Raw genomic sequence first — 13,710 nt, 5'->3', positions numbered from 1 at the left:
AGGGAGACTCGCCTTGCACAGGCGCCCGAATGTGCGCCGCTGTCCACAGACTGGCGGATCCGGGCGACCGCGACCCGTGCGGGCTGGGAGGATCGCCTGCATGCCTGCGCCGAAACAGACTGTCGCTCAGCGCCTGAACGCCTTGAATCGCATCAGGGTGCTCAGTCGGGCAGACCTGTGCGAGGCCGGTCTCGACACCCACGCGATCACGGCGGGTGTGCGCAATGGAAGCCTCATCCGCCTGCGCCGTGGATGGTATGCCACCGAGGAGATCGCGGAGGAGATCGTCTCGGCTGTGCGACTCGGCGGCCGGATCACCTGTCTCAGCATGCTCCACATGATCGGCATCTTCGTGCTGGAGAAACCACAGCTCCATGTGCACGTGCCGCCGCAGTTGTCGCGCAGCCGGCATCGTCGCCCCTCCGCAGCGACGGTGCACTGGGGGAATGCTCGCATGCAGGGACCGCGCACGCCGTCTCGGTGCAGGACGCAGTGCGTCAATCGATCCGCTGCCAGACGCCGCGCGCCGCGATCGCGACGCTGGACAGCGTGCTGCACCATCGTGTGCTGACCTACGAGCAGGTCGAGGCGATCTTTCGGAGTCTTCCGCAGCGATTCCGAGCCCTGATGGCGCTCGTCGACGCGTCGGCGGAGTCCGGCCCCGAGACCTTCATGAGACTTCTCCTGCGCTCGCTGGGACTGCCATTCGAGACGCAAGTAGTGCTGCCAGGCGTCGGACGCGTCGACTTCGTCGTGGCGGGCTGGCTGATCATCGAGTGCGACAGCAGGGAGTTCCATGAAGGGTGGGACCGCCAGATCGCCGACCGTGCTCGCGACATAGCCGCCGCCCGGATGGGATATGTCACGATCCGACCGCTTGCTGCCGACATCTTCGACAGTCCGAGCGATGTGCGGGCGGCCGTTGAACAGGTCGTGGAAGTGCTCGGGCCGCTGCTCGGTGACCGTCGCGCGCCACAGCTCCGGAGAAGTGGCAGCCGGCTGACCGGCCGGACGCGTGGCGAGCGCCATGCGGCCGTGATCTCCGGAGTTGTGGCGGGCCGTCCCGCCTGAGCCGGGCACGCCGACCGGTGTGACCTCGTGCTCGACGGACCTGCTCAGCGGATGCTGCCGGCGAAGGCGGTGATCGCGGCCGCGGCGAGCTCCGAATCACTGATCAGGGTGCCGTGACCGTGATCCGGGATCTCGACGAGGCGGGCATCCGGAATCGCGTCGAGGATCTGGCGGCACCAGGAGACCGGTGCGAGAGGATCGCGCTCGCCGCGGATGACGAGCGTCGGGCAGGTCACCCGGGCGTAGGCCCTCTCGGGCTCGTGCACGATGGTGGCGCGCATCTTGCGCACCAGGTTCGGTCCGCCGCGCAGGTATTCGCGTCCGCCGCGCCAGAGCACCTCGGGCCTCTCGCCGAACAGGTCGACGAACAGGTACCTGGCCTGGGAGAGCACATTGCGCGCCGCGCTGTCGACGGTCGGGCCTGCGAGCACGAGGCCGGCGACCAGCGGCGGATGCCGGGCGGCGACCTCCGCGGCGATCTGACTGCCCATGGAGTGCCCGATCACCACAGCATCCGAGATGCCCCGATCGCGCAGGAACGCGGCGACGAGGTCTGCATGGCGTTCCATCGTGAGGGTGCGCTCGGGCTCCGGCGCCTCTCCGAACCCCGGCAGGTCGAGCCCGATCACCCGGCCGCGCAGGCGCGCCACCAGGTCGACGTAGACGCTGCGGCCCATGCCGATCCCGTGCAGCAGCACGAACGGACGGCGGCCGGAGCCGAAGTCCTCCGCGACCAGGACCGCCCCGCCGTATGAGAACTCCGCGACGGTCGCAGTCGTTCCCTCGGGGGCGAGCAGACGTTCCGGCATACCGCGAATCTAACCCTTCGGCGTCAGCACCAGCGTGTCGACGGCCGCCTTCGCGACCGCCTTCCTCGAGAACACCCAGTGGTCCTGACGACCCGCCGCCCAGTCCTCGGTCTGGTCGGTGTAGTGCTCGTTGAAGGCGTGACCGCTGGCGCCGGTGAGGTGGATCCAGCTGGAGCGGTCGAACTCCTCCAGGTCGACGACCATGCGCATCGACGGCACGGTGGTGGTCGCATACGACTCTCCGAGCATCCAGCCGGTCGCGTTCACCACCGACGCGCCGCCGCTGACGGTGTACGGGCCGCGGTTGAAGAGCATCTCGATCGGGGCGATCCCCGACTTGCCGAGGGTGGCGCTGCGCAGTGTCAGGGCGTGCAGGCTCCCCCAGTTCCAGCGCGTGATCGACTCACCCTGCAGACCGGCGAGTTCGGTGTACGCCTGCTCGGCGGCATGGGCGAGCATCTCGTCCATGCCGTCCACGCCGAGCTTCCCGTTCGTCCAGAGCGGGTCGTCGGGGTTCTCGAGCATCGCGCCGACCACGGTGAACAGCCGGCCCTGACCGGTGATCGGCAACGGCTTCTCGCGCTCGGCGAAGATGTCCTGCACGAGGTTCGACCACAGCACGTTGGCGTACGCGGCGGCGGCCGAGTCGGCGGTGTTCTGCGCGTCCCAGGTGCGCAGCAGCTGCACCGCGGCCTTGGGGCCCTTGCCCTCGACGCCGACCCCGTCCATCGCGATGGCCAGCTGCTTGCCGATCCACATCTCATCATCCATCTGGATGTCGCGCAGGTCCTGCGCCGTGAGCGGACCGGCCGCCGCCTTGCGCTCGATCAGGTGCGCGATGCGGCCGGCACGGTAGCCGTAGTCCCAGTCCTTGGTGAGGAAGTACTCGTAGTCGTCGGTCACGATCGCGTTGTTCGCGGTGACGATGTACCCGGATGACGGGTTGTACGACACCGGCAGCTTCTCGAACGGGATGTACCCGGTCCAGTCGTAGGCGCTGTCCCAGCCCGGCTGCGGCAGCCAGCCGTCGCCGGCGCCGCGGATCGGCAGCCGGCCCGGCGCCTGGTAGCCGATGTTGCCCTCGCGGTCGGCGTAGATCAGGTTCTGCGCCGGCACGTCGAAGAGGGATGCCGCGTAGCGGAACTGGTCGAAGTCCTGGGCCTTCGACAGGGCGAAGATCGCGCTCGCGGTGGTGCCGGCGTCCAGTGCCGTCCAGCGCAGACTCACCGCGTAGTCACCTTCTGCGGGTGCACCCGCGGCATCACCGGGGATCACGGCCCCGGCATCCGTCGCCCTGCCCTGCTCCAGCGCGGGCTTCTCGGCGATGCCGGTGAAGTCGGGCGTCAGACCCGAGACGATCGGCCCGTGCACCGTCGAGCGGATCGTGAGCGGGATGTCCTTGCCACCGGCGACCTTGATGGTCTCCTCGCGCACCTCCATCGGCACGAGCTTGCCGTCACGCCAGTACTGGTCGCCGTCGACCTTCTCGATGTACAGGTCGGTGACGTCGGTGGTGAGGTTGGTGAAGCCCCACGCGATCTTCGCGTTGTGCCCGATCACGATGCCGGGCAGTCCCGAGAACGAGTAGCCGCCGACGTCGAACGGGCAGGCGTCCGAGACCTTCGCACACTTCAGCTGCACCTGGTACCAGACCGAGGGCAGCGCGGCCCCGAGGTGCGGATCGTTCGCGAGCAGCGGCTTGCCGGTCTCGGTGAGCTGGCCCGAGACGACCCAGGAGTTCGAGCCGATGCCCTCGCCGACGCCGCCGAGCAGCATGCTCGCAGCCTCGATCACGCTGTCGGCCTGCTGCCACTCGACCGAGTTCAGCGCCTGCGCGGCATCCTTCCCCTCGCTGCCGGTGAAGGCCGCGGTGTCCGCGGTGGTGGCGACGGCCGGCACCTTCGAGATCGTCGGCACGATCACCGGGTTCCGATCGAACGGATACGACGGGTACAGCTGCTGGAGCGTCTGCGCAGCCGCAGCCGGGTCGAGGGTCGCCGCGAGTTGCGCACGCTCGGTCTCGTCCTCGATGTTCGTGCGAAGGTCCCAGGCCATCGCCTTCAGCCAGGCCACCGAATCGGCGGGCTCCCAGGGCTCGGGCTTGTAGCCGGGGTTCTGTATGCCGAGCACGGCATACTCGAGTGAGAGGTCGGTGCCGCTGCGCGAGGACAGGTAGGCGTTCACGCCCTTCGCATACGCCTCGTAATAGCCGAGGGTGGTCTCGTCGAGGTTCGCGACCTCCTGCTCGGCCACCTCGCGCCAGCCCAGGGTGCGCAGGAACGCGTCGGTGCCGGCCTGGGACTCGCCGAACATCTCGGACAGGCGCCCTGCGGTGGTGTGCCGGCGGAAGTCCATCTCGAAGAAGCGGTCCTGCGCGTGGGTGTAGCCCTCGGCGAAGAAGAGGTCGTCGGTCGAGTTCGCCGTGATCGTCGGGATGCCGCGGTCGTCGCGCTGCACGAGCACCTTCGACTGCAGGCCCTGCAGCGAGGTCTGGCCGTCGGTCTGCGGGAACGACCGCTGCACCGTCCACGCCAGGAAGAACGCGGCCGCGGTGGCGATCACCAGGATCGCGGCCACGACGATGAAGGCGATGCGCCCGATGCGTGCTCCGACGGAGAGTCGGGGTTCGGGTGCCGGGTTCGCAGTCGTCATCGGGGGTCTCTCGGTCGAGGGGTCGTGAGACGCAGTCTCACGCGATCAGGGTGCACGTCCCGGGTAAGACGCACGCCCTGGCATCCTATCCCCGACCATCGCTTCGACAGGCTCAGCGACCCAGGCAGACGGGCCCCTGAGCCTGTCGCAGCTCACATCAGCTTGGTCGACTCCAGCGCGCGCAGCATCTTCTGGTTCCCATGGATCAGCGGCAGGCGCAGCACCAGCCCGAGCAGCAGCGCCGGCACGGCGAACAGGGCCAGCCAGCCCAGCTGCACCCAGAAGTCGTTCCGGTAGATGCCGGCGATCGCCGCGCGCATCGCGTTCACCGCGTGCGTCGCGGGCAGCCACGGGCTGATGCTCTGGAACCACTGCGGCAGCACCTGCAGCGGGTAGGCGCCGCCCGAACTGGAGATCTGGATGACCAGCAGCAGCACCCCCAGGGCCTTGCCGGCGTTTCCGAACGTCACGACGAACGTGTAGATGATGAGCATGAAGACCAGAGAGCTCACCCAGCCCGCGAGGATCAGCAGGAACGGATGCTGCGGCTGCACCTGCGTGAACAGGATGCTGCCCAGGCACACCAGCGAGCTCTGCAGGAGGCCGACGATGGCGAAGATCCCGAACCGGCCGAGATACGTCTGCGCGGGGGAGAGCGGCGGAAGACCGGATGCCTCGCCCTGAGGCGGATCCACGCGGATGGCCACCGCAGTCAGCAGCGCGCCGACCCACAGCGCCAGCACCGTGTAGAGCGGGGTCATCGCGGCGCCGAAGCTCACCACCGAGTACACCGGCACCCGCTCGAGTGCGACCGGCTCGGCCACGAACGTGGCGAGGGCTTCGGGGTTCGAGCCGATCAGCTCCCGAAGGTCGCTCAGGTCACCGCTGTCGACCGCCTTCGCCAGCGCGGCGCCGAGCTCGTCGAATCGGTCGGCGGTCTCCGCGAGCGACGTCGAGATGCCCGAGGTCAGCCCCTCGCCTTTCGTGAGGAAGCTGCCCAGGGAGTCCGATCCGGAGAGAGACCGTGCCGCGGCCGACAGGTCGTCGCCGATCGAGTCGACGTCGCGGCCGATCGACGCGAGTGTGTCGGCAAGTGCGTCGAGCTTGGGCTGCAGGCTGGTCTTGAACTCGGTGCCGGCATCCTGCACCGCCGCCTTCGCCTGCGCGATGAGCTTCGTGATCTCGGCGTGCGTGGCCTGCCGGTCGGCGTTGCCGTCGACGATCCCGGTGGCCGCGTCGCCCAGTCGCACCTGCAGCGCCTGTTCGCGCGCGATCGCGGCATCGATCCGCGAGACGGCTGAGTCGAAGGCATCCAGCGCACTCTCCGGCAGCAGCGGCCGCACGCTTTCCACCAGATCATCACGCACTTGCTGCTGCTGGTCGATCTGCGTCTGCACGCGCGCGCCGATGGCGCGCAGCGCGTCGGCGGAACTCGCCGACTGCGTGTCCATCGAGGCGAACACGTCATCGACGCTGTCGGCGACGGCCTGATAACTGTCGGCAGTGGCCGAAAGCGCCTCGCCCAGCGCGGCGGTGGTGGTCGAGAGCGTCTGCTTCAGCGTCTTCGCGGCCTGCTTCCCGTCGCCCATCGCACCCTTCGCGCTGCGCAGGGTATCGGCCGAGGAGGATGCCAGGTTCGAGGCGCTGTCGATCAGCGGCCGGCTGGAGGCCAGCAGCGCAGTGAACATGTCCGCCGTGTCGGCCCCGGCCCGCAGCTGGGCGGCCACCGAGGAGACGTGCGCCTGCAGCCGCGACAGCGCGGCCTGAGTGTCGGCGTCGTCGAGGTACGACGCGAGCGAGGTGATGATGTTCAGCCCCGCCTCGCTGAGGGTCTCGGTGAACACCTCGTTGATGCTCATGGAGACCTCGCCGGCGCCCTGCTCGGTGATCTTCGGCGCGAGCGCGTTCTTCTTCTCGTTCGTGTAGTACTCGATGCGGGTCGGCTCGGAGCCGCTCGCGTAGAAGGTCATCATGTCGGCACTGAACGTGGGCGGCAGCACGATCGCCGCGTAGTACTCGCCCGAGCGCGTGCCGTCGATCGCATCGGCCTTCGAGGTGAACACCCAGTCCAGGTCGTCGTTGGCGCGCAGCGCCGACAGCACCTGATCGCCGACGTTGAGGCGGATCGGCACCAGGTCGCTCTGATACCCCTCGTCGACACTCGCGACGGCGACCTTCAGGTTCTTGGTGTTCTCGAACGGGTTCCAGCTCGCGATCACGTTGAACCAGGTGAACAGCGAGGGGATCACGACCAGGCCGAAGAGCACGATGACGGCCATGACGCTGCTGGTCGCACGGCGCAGGTCGAAGCGGAGCACGGCGAGGATGTTCTTCACTTCTGCTCCTCCTCTTCGTCTGCCTCGGTGTCGTCGTCCGTTCCGGGATCTGGGTCCCTGAGCTTGTCGAAGGGCTCGAAGAGCTCCTCGAGAACGACCGTGTCGTCGTCGGGCTCGGGCTCGGGTTCGGGTTGCTCGAGCACCGCCGTGGCGGTGGTCGAAGCCGTCTGGTCCCTGACCTCCACCCCTGGGTCCCTGACCTCCAGCCCTGGGTCCCTGACCTCCAGCCCTGGGTCCCTGAGCTTGTCGAAGGGCGGTGCTTCGACAAGCTCAGCAGACCAGTGCTCGTCGCCGGCGTGCAGGATGCCGGCCTCCGTCGTCTCGTCGACGAGCGCCTGGCGCAGGTCGGCCTCCGGCATCCTCCCCAATTCGGAGGCCTGTTCGATGCTCTGCTTGAGGTACTCCAGCGTGACCAGGGCCGCGATGAGGATCAGGCACCACAGCGCCCACAGGCCGAGCATGGTCGCCCTGGCATCCGGCAGCAGCCATGCCGCGACGCCGATGAGGGCCATCACCGCGATGCCGATGATCACCGTGAGCCGCACCCGGGTCGGGTAGTGCTCGGTGAACCGCCGCGCCCGCGCGGCGTTCTCGGCGCGGAAGCCGTCGCCGTCGGTGAGCGCGCGGATGATCTGGGGGTGCTGCGTCGGCCGACGATCTGCACGTCCTCGCTGACCAGCAGCTCGCTCTCGGCGAGCCTGCGGTTGAACAGCAGGGCGAAGTTGCCCAGCCGGCGGCGCAGGAACAGGCCCAGCGCGAACGCGAGCGCGACGAACACGGCGAGCGTGCCCATCGCCTGCCACCAGTGCCCGTCGTAGAAGCCGCTGATGGTCTCGCGCAGCGCGTCGATGCCGTAGGTGAACGGCAGGAACGGATACAGCCCGCGGAAGAAGTCCGGCATCATCTCGATCGGATACAGGCCGGATGCCCCGGGGATCTGGAAGATCACCAGCAGGATGCACAGCCCCTTGCCGACGATGCCGAAGCACACCGACAGGGCGTAGATGATGCTGAGGTACGCCAGCCCGATGAGCACACTGGTGCCCACGAAGGCGAAGGCGTTCGCGGTCTGCACGCCGATCACCAGGTCGCCGATCGAGACCAGCAGCGACTGGAAGAACACGATCGCGGCGAACAGCATCCAGCGACCGAGGTACGCCTGTCGCACCGAGATGCCCTCGATGCCCTCGGTGTCGACCTCCAGGCGGAAGATCACCATCAGCACGAAGGCGCCGATCCACAGGGACAGGTTCGTGAACAGCGCGGCCATCGCGGAGCCGTAGGCCTGCGTCGGGAACATCACGTTCTCGTGCACCTGCACTGGAGAGGCCATGAAGTCGGCGATCTGAGCGGGGTCGAGTCCGCTGATCTCGCTGAGCCGGTTCCACAGATCGGCGGAGCCGAGCGCCAGCACGTCGGTGCGCACCGTGCCGAGGCCCTCCTCGGCGGTGGCGAGGTTGCCGTCGAGCGCGGTGAGGGCGGTCGTGGTCGAGGCGAGCTGCGTCTTCAGCCCCGCCAGCAGGCTCTGCGCCTGCGTCACCTGCGAGCGCTGTGCGCCCACGGCGGCGGAGAATCCGTCGGCGCTGGAGGACAGCGCCGACATGGCACGGTTCAGGTCGGGGACGCTCGTCATCAGCGCCTTGCGGATGTCGCCGGCGGATGTCGCGGCCTGCGACACCGCGGCGTCGACCTTGCCCGCGGCGGCGTCGACCGAGGCGATCGTGTTCGTGACGTCGCCGTTCAGGGTCTTCAGCTGCTCGAGCACCTGCTGGTCGTCGGCATTGCGCTGCTGCAGGGCGTCGATCGCCGTGCGCAGCTTCTGCGCGGCATCCGATGCCGGGTCGAGCTGATCAAGCGCCGCCTGCAGTTCGTCGAGAGCGGTGCCGTTGGCCTTGATGACGGCGGTCATGTCGTCGATCGCTGTGCCGACGGCGACGTTCGCCTGCTGAAGGCCGGCCGAGAGCGTCGCGATCGAGACGCTCATCCTGCCGGAGGCGTCGGCGAGCAGCCCTGCGCCCTCGACATAGGCCGAGGTGACCTTGTCGGTGACGGTCAGCAGCTCCTGCTGAGCCTCGGCGGCGAGGGTCTGCGCCTGTGCGATCGAGCGCTGCACGTCGGCGAGTGTCCGGTCGACCTTGCGGAGGGTGTCGGCGGCGCGGGCGAGCCGGCCCTGGCCGTCGGTCAGCGCCGGCTGCAGGTCACCGAGGTTCGTTCGGGCAGCCGCGACCTTCGCGACCGCGTCGTCCAGCGCGGAGATCGAATCGTCGCGGGCCTCGGTGAGCCGGCCCTCGACGTCGATGCCGGCGGCCTGCAGCTGCTCGGTGATCACCCGCGACACCGTCGAGACGAAGGTGCTGTTGATCTGCCTGTCGAGCGTGGACGCGCCGACGTCGGTGATCTTCGGGGCGATCGCGTTCGCCTTCTCGTTGATGTAGTACTTCAGTTCGGGGCGGGTGATCTCGCCCGTGGTGACGCTGAGGAAGTCGCGGCTGAAGTCGGGCGGGATGACGATCGCGGCGTAGCTGTCGCCGCTGCGCACGGCGTCCATCGCCTCGTCCTCGTCGAGGAACGTCCAGCCGAGCTGGTGGTCCTTCTCCAGCTCGGCGACCAGTTCGCCGCCCACGTCGATCGGGCCGGTCAGGTCGGAGGTCGCGCCCTCGTCCTGGTTGACGATCGCGACGCTGACGCTCTGCGTGTTCGAGTACGGGTCCCAGAATGCGATGATGTTGAACCAGGCGTACAGCGAGGGCGTGACGATGACGCCGACGATGATGATCCACGCCTTGCTGACCCGCGCGAGGCGGCCGAGGTCGCGCCGGAAGACGGCCCAGGCGTTGGGGGCGCCGGCCGAGCTCATTCGGCGACCTCCACGATGTCGGGGTGCGTTGCCAGCAGACCGTCCGCCTCGCGCCAGGACAGCCCGGCGATGCTCAGCACCGTGCGCACAGCCAGATCCGCGGCGCCGGCGCTCGCGGCATCCGTCCTGGTGACCACCGTGCGGGCCATCTCCTCGATGAGCCGGGCGAGGGTGGGGGCCGTGAGATCGGTGCGGAAGCTGCCGTCGTCCTGGCCGCGGCGCACGAGATCGGACACGGCGCGGCGCAGCGGGGCGAGGGCGTCGGCGGTGTGCTCGACGTGCGTCTCGTCGAGGGCGAGCACGGCGGCGAACTGCACGTGCGCGGCCTCCTGCCAGAGCCGGGCGGCCAGGCGCGCGAGCGCGAGCCGGGCATCCGTGTCGGTGACCGACTCGGCGATCGTGTTGAAGCGCTGCGCGCCGGTGACGATCAGTTCGCGGATCAGGGCGTCGCGGTCATCGAAGTGGCCGTACAGTGTGCGGCGGGAGAGCCCGGCGGCACGAGCGATGACATCGACCGAGGCGTACGGGTCGGTGGCCAGCGCCGTGCGCGCCGCGTCGAGGATGCCGGCACGGTTCGCACGGGCGTCGCTGCGGGGTGCACGGGTGGTGTTCATGTGTCCAGGATACTAACCTGCACATAGTTGTGCAAGTTAATTCGTGCTCCGGTCTCACTCGTTGCGGGTGTTCTCGGCCGGGACCCGCAACCGTTGGGACCGGAGCAAGGGGGAGTCGGCGGGGACCCGCATCCGTTGAGACCGGAACAGGTGGGGGACAGAGCCGGGGGAAGGCGGGAACCGGGAACGACGAAGGGCGGATGCCGCAGCATCCGCCCTTCGTTCGTGAACCTCGTGTCAGTCGGTGCCGGAGTCGAACGCGGCGCCCTCGGAGGCCACGTCCACGGCATCCGTCAGCTTCTCGTCGGTGGCCGAGACCGAGCCCTCGACCTGTTCGGTGATCTCGCCGGCCTCGCCGGCGGTGACGCGGCCGACCAGCTCGCCGGTGGCTCCGCCGACCAGGCCGAGGCCCGCGTACTGCTCCAGGCGCGAGCGCGAGTCGGCGATGTCGAGGTTGCGCATGGTCAGCTGCCCGATGCGGTCGACCGGGCCGAAGGCCGCGTCGCCGACGCGCTCCATGGAGAGCTTCTCCGGGCCGTACGACAGGTTCGGCGAGACGGTGTCGAGGATGGTCCAGTCGTCGCCGCGACGCAGCCGCAGCGTGACCGTGCCCGAGATGGTGAGGCCCACCCAGCGCTGGATCGACTCGCGCAGCATGAGCGACTGCGGCTCGAGCCAGCGACCCTCGTACATCAGGCGGCCGAGGCGCCGGCCCTGCTCGTGATAGGTCGCGAGGGTGTCCTCGTTCAGGATGCCGCTGACGAGGCGCTCGTAGGCGATGAACAGCAGCGCCATGCCCGGGGCCTCGTAGATGCCGCGCGACTTCGCCTCGATGATGCGGTTCTCGATCTGGTCGCTCATGCCGAGGCCGTGGCGTCCGCCGATGCGGTTGGCCTCGAAGACAAGGGCCACCGGATCGGTGAACTCCTGGCCGTTCAGCGCGACGGGGCGGCCGCCCTCGAAGGTGACCGTGACGTCCTCGGTGGCGATCGCGACGGAGTCGTCCCAGTACTTCACGCCCATGATCGGGTCAACGCTCTCGAGCGAGACGTCGAGGTGCTCGAGCGTCTTCGCCTCGTGCGTGGCGCCCCAGATGTTGGCATCCGTCGAGTACGCCTTCTCGGCCGAGTCGCGGTACGGGAAGCCGTGCTCGACGAGCCACTCGCTCATCTCCTGGCGGCCGCCGAGCTCGGTGACGAACTCGGCGTCGAGCCACGGCTTGTAGATGCGCAGCCGCGGGTTGGCGAGCAGTCCGTAGCGGTAGAACCGCTCGATGTCATTGCCCTTGTAGGTGGAGCCGTCGCCCCAGATGTCGACGCCGTCGTCCTTCATCGCGCGCACCAGCATGGTGCCGGTGACGGCGCGGCCGATCGGCGTGGTGTTGAAGTAGGTCTTGCCGCCCGAGCGGATGTGGAACGCGCCGCACTGCAGGGCGACGAAGCCCTCCTCGACCAGCGCCGTCTTCGCGTCGACGAGGCGGGAGACCTCGGCGCCGTACTCCAGCGCGCGCCCGGGGATCGACTCGATGTCGTCCTCGTCGGGCTGCCCGAGGTCACCGGTGTAGGTGCAGGGGATGGCGCCCTTGTCGCGCATCCACGCGACGGCGACGGAGGTGTCGAGGCCTCCGGAGAACGCGATGCCGACGCGCTCGCCGACGGGGAGTGACTGCAGGACCTTGGACATGAGATCAAGTCTATCGGCGGCGCGTCGCCGGACATTCCGGGCGAGAAGTCAAGGCCCCTGCGAACGCGTCAGGTGCGCGGTGTACTGATGGTCCGGAGCACCCCGCAAGGAGAAGACGTGACCTCTCTCTGGCTCGACAGACCGCGCCTCGACGGACCGCGCGAACGCATCCCGTCCGACAGCTTCGAACCCGGGGTGCGCTACGACGCCGTCATCGCCGGCGCCGGTATCACCGGACTCACCACCGCGCTGCTGCTGGCACGGGCCGGCCTGAAGGTCGCCGTACTCGAGGCGCGGTTCATCGGAGCCGTCACCACCGGTCATTCCACCGCCAAGCTCAGCCTGCTGTAGGGCCGAGTGCTCTCCGGCATCCGATCGCGCGGATCACGGCACGTGGTCGAGGCGTACGTGGAGGGCAATCGCGAAGGTCAGGCGTGGATGCTGAGATACCTCGACGAGCACGGCGTCGCCGTGCAGCGTCGCGATGCGTTCACCTACGCCGTGTCGGCGGAGGGCATCGAGAAGCTGGATGCCGAGTACGAGGCGTCCCGGGACGCGGGGCTCGATGTCGAGCGATACGACAGCCTCGACCTGCCATTCCGGACGCGTGGTGCGATCCGGCTGCGCGATCAGGCGCAGTTCGATCCGATGGACGTGCTGGACGCGCTCGCCGCGGATGTCCGCGGGCACGGTGGCGTGATCACCGAGGGCGCGCGTGTCAAGGACGTCGAGACGGATGACACCAGTCGCGTCACGACGTCTCTCGGCGATGTGTTCGCCGGTGTGGTCGTGCTCGCCACAGGCGTCCCCATCCTCGATCGAGGCCTGTACTTCGCCAAGGTCAAACCGTCGCGCTCGTACGCGCAGGCGTACCGCGTGCCCGGTGAACTGCCTCAGGGCATGCACCTCTCGATCGACGGGCCAGGGCGTTCGCTGCGCACCGCGCCGGCGGGCGATGACGAGCTGCTGCTCGTCGGCGGCAATGGGCACACCGTGGGACGTGAGGACGACACGCAGCGGCTGGTGGACGATCTCGAGCAGTGGACGACTGAGCACTTCCCGGGCGCCGAGCGCACCCACTCCTGGTCGGCGCAGGACTATGAATCCATGAACCTCGTTCCCTTCGTCGGATGGATGCCGCGCACCGGCCATCATGTCCTGCTGGCCACCGGCTACAACAAGTGGGGGATGACCAACGGCGTCGCCGCCGCTCTCAGCATGACGGCGGACATCCTGGACGGGAGCATCCCATGGGCGCAGACGCTGCATCATCGCATCACCCTGCCGCAGGATGTGGCGCACGGAGTCGCAGCGAACGCCGAGGTCGCCGGCAGGCTGGCATCCGGATGGGTCTCATCGAACCTGCACGCGCTTCCGGACGAGCCGCCCGCCGAGGGCGAGGGCCTCGTCGGCGCGTACGACAAGGAGCCGACGGCGGTCTCGACGGTCGACGGCACGACCTGCCGCCTCTCGGCCGTGTGCACGCACCTCGGGGGCATCGTGTCGTGGAACGGCGCGGAACGCTCGTGGGACTGTCCGCTGCACGGCTCTCGATTCGACGCCGCCGGGCACCTGCTGGAGGGGCCGGCCGTGAACGACCTGGAAGCGATCGACGAACCCGAGCTGCCGGGCGATCACGCCGATGCCACGGGGTGACGAAGGCGGACGGACCGCCCGTGAAGAATGAC

Annotated in this window: 9 protein-coding genes and 1 pseudogene; 3 read left to right on the top strand and 7 right to left on the bottom strand. The window is 68.8% G+C overall.

Features of this window, described 5'->3' with window-relative positions:
* Positions 1-100 precede the first annotated feature (100 nt).
* Together L2X99_RS13785 and L2X99_RS13780 are read left to right on the top strand one after the other, a co-directional pair.
* A complete protein-coding gene (locus L2X99_RS13785) occupies positions 101-571 on the top strand; it encodes a type IV toxin-antitoxin system AbiEi family antitoxin domain-containing protein (protein WP_236135262.1) in 471 nt (156 codons plus the stop codon).
* Entirely contained in the window at positions 565-1,071 is a 507-nt protein-coding gene (locus L2X99_RS13780) for a GxxExxY protein (protein WP_236135261.1), read from the top strand. The genes L2X99_RS13785 and L2X99_RS13780 overlap by 7 nt, the downstream gene beginning before the upstream one ends.
* Positions 1,072-1,115: 44 nt before the next feature.
* On the opposite strand, the gene L2X99_RS13775 is transcribed toward L2X99_RS13780, so the two are convergent.
* The 7 genes from L2X99_RS13775 to argG form a co-directional block, all read right to left on the bottom strand.
* Positions 1,116-1,880: an alpha/beta fold hydrolase gene (locus L2X99_RS13775; RefSeq protein WP_236126232.1), complete on the bottom strand. Its 765-nt coding sequence runs from the start codon at positions 1,878-1,880 to the stop codon at positions 1,116-1,118.
* A 9-nt stretch (positions 1,881-1,889) separates the two neighbouring features.
* Positions 1,890-4,532: a penicillin acylase family protein gene (locus tag L2X99_RS13770; protein ID WP_236135260.1), complete on the bottom strand. Its 2,643-nt coding sequence runs from the start codon at positions 4,530-4,532 to the stop codon at positions 1,890-1,892.
* A 152-nt stretch (positions 4,533-4,684) separates the two neighbouring features.
* Positions 4,685-6,868: a YhgE/Pip domain-containing protein gene (locus L2X99_RS13765; protein WP_236135259.1), complete on the bottom strand. Its 2,184-nt coding sequence runs from the start codon at positions 6,866-6,868 to the stop codon at positions 4,685-4,687.
* On the bottom strand, positions 6,865-7,413 hold the full coding sequence (locus tag L2X99_RS13760; protein ID WP_236126234.1) for a hypothetical protein: 549 nt from the start codon (positions 7,411-7,413) through the stop codon (positions 6,865-6,867). Before L2X99_RS13760 ends, L2X99_RS13765 begins: the two co-directional genes overlap by 4 nt.
* Positions 7,398-9,725 carry a YhgE/Pip domain-containing protein gene (locus L2X99_RS13755; protein ID WP_236126235.1) on the bottom strand — a complete coding sequence of 776 codons (2,328 nt, stop codon included), beginning with the start codon at positions 9,723-9,725 and terminating at the stop codon, positions 7,398-7,400. The genes L2X99_RS13760 and L2X99_RS13755 overlap by 16 nt, the downstream gene beginning before the upstream one ends.
* Entirely contained in the window at positions 9,722-10,339 is a 618-nt protein-coding gene (locus tag L2X99_RS13750) for a TetR/AcrR family transcriptional regulator (RefSeq protein ID WP_236126236.1), read from the bottom strand. The genes L2X99_RS13755 and L2X99_RS13750 overlap by 4 nt, the downstream gene beginning before the upstream one ends.
* A 237-nt stretch (positions 10,340-10,576) precedes the next feature.
* Positions 10,577-12,022 carry an argininosuccinate synthase gene (gene argG / locus L2X99_RS13745; RefSeq protein WP_236126237.1) on the bottom strand — a complete coding sequence of 482 codons (1,446 nt, stop codon included), beginning with the start codon at positions 12,020-12,022 and terminating at the stop codon, positions 10,577-10,579.
* A gap of 87 nt (positions 12,023-12,109) precedes the next feature.
* On the opposite strand from argG, the pseudogene L2X99_RS13740 reads away from it, so the two are divergent.
* A pseudogene (locus tag L2X99_RS13740) lies at positions 12,110-13,678 on the top strand (FAD-dependent oxidoreductase).
* The last annotated feature ends 32 nt before the right edge of the window (positions 13,679-13,710 follow it).

The sequence above is a fragment of the Microbacterium sp. KUDC0406 genome, assembly GCF_021582875.1.
GTDB lineage: Bacteria > Actinomycetota > Actinomycetes > Actinomycetales > Microbacteriaceae > Microbacterium.
The sequence above is the reverse complement of the archived record's forward strand: the minus strand, read 5'-3'. Positions and strand labels throughout refer to the sequence as shown.

Excerpts from the sequence above, each read along its gene's own strand:
- L2X99_RS13770 (WP_236135260.1), bottom strand. The coding sequence starts at position 4,532 with ATGACGACTGCGAACCCGGCACCCGAACCCCGACTCTCCGTCGGAGCA.
- argG (WP_236126237.1), bottom strand. The coding sequence starts at position 12,022 with ATGTCCAAGGTCCTGCAGTCACTCCCCGTCGGCGAGCGCGTCGGCATC.
- L2X99_RS13755 (WP_236126235.1), bottom strand. The coding sequence starts at position 9,725 with ATGAGCTCGGCCGGCGCCCCCAACGCCTGGGCCGTCTTCCGGCGCGAC.
- L2X99_RS13750 (WP_236126236.1), bottom strand. The coding sequence starts at position 10,339 with ATGAACACCACCCGTGCACCCCGCAGCGACGCCCGTGCGAACCGTGCC.
- L2X99_RS13785 (WP_236135262.1), top strand. The coding sequence starts at position 101 with ATGCCTGCGCCGAAACAGACTGTCGCTCAGCGCCTGAACGCCTTGAAT.
- L2X99_RS13775 (WP_236126232.1), bottom strand. The coding sequence starts at position 1,880 with ATGCCGGAACGTCTGCTCGCCCCCGAGGGAACGACTGCGACCGTCGCG.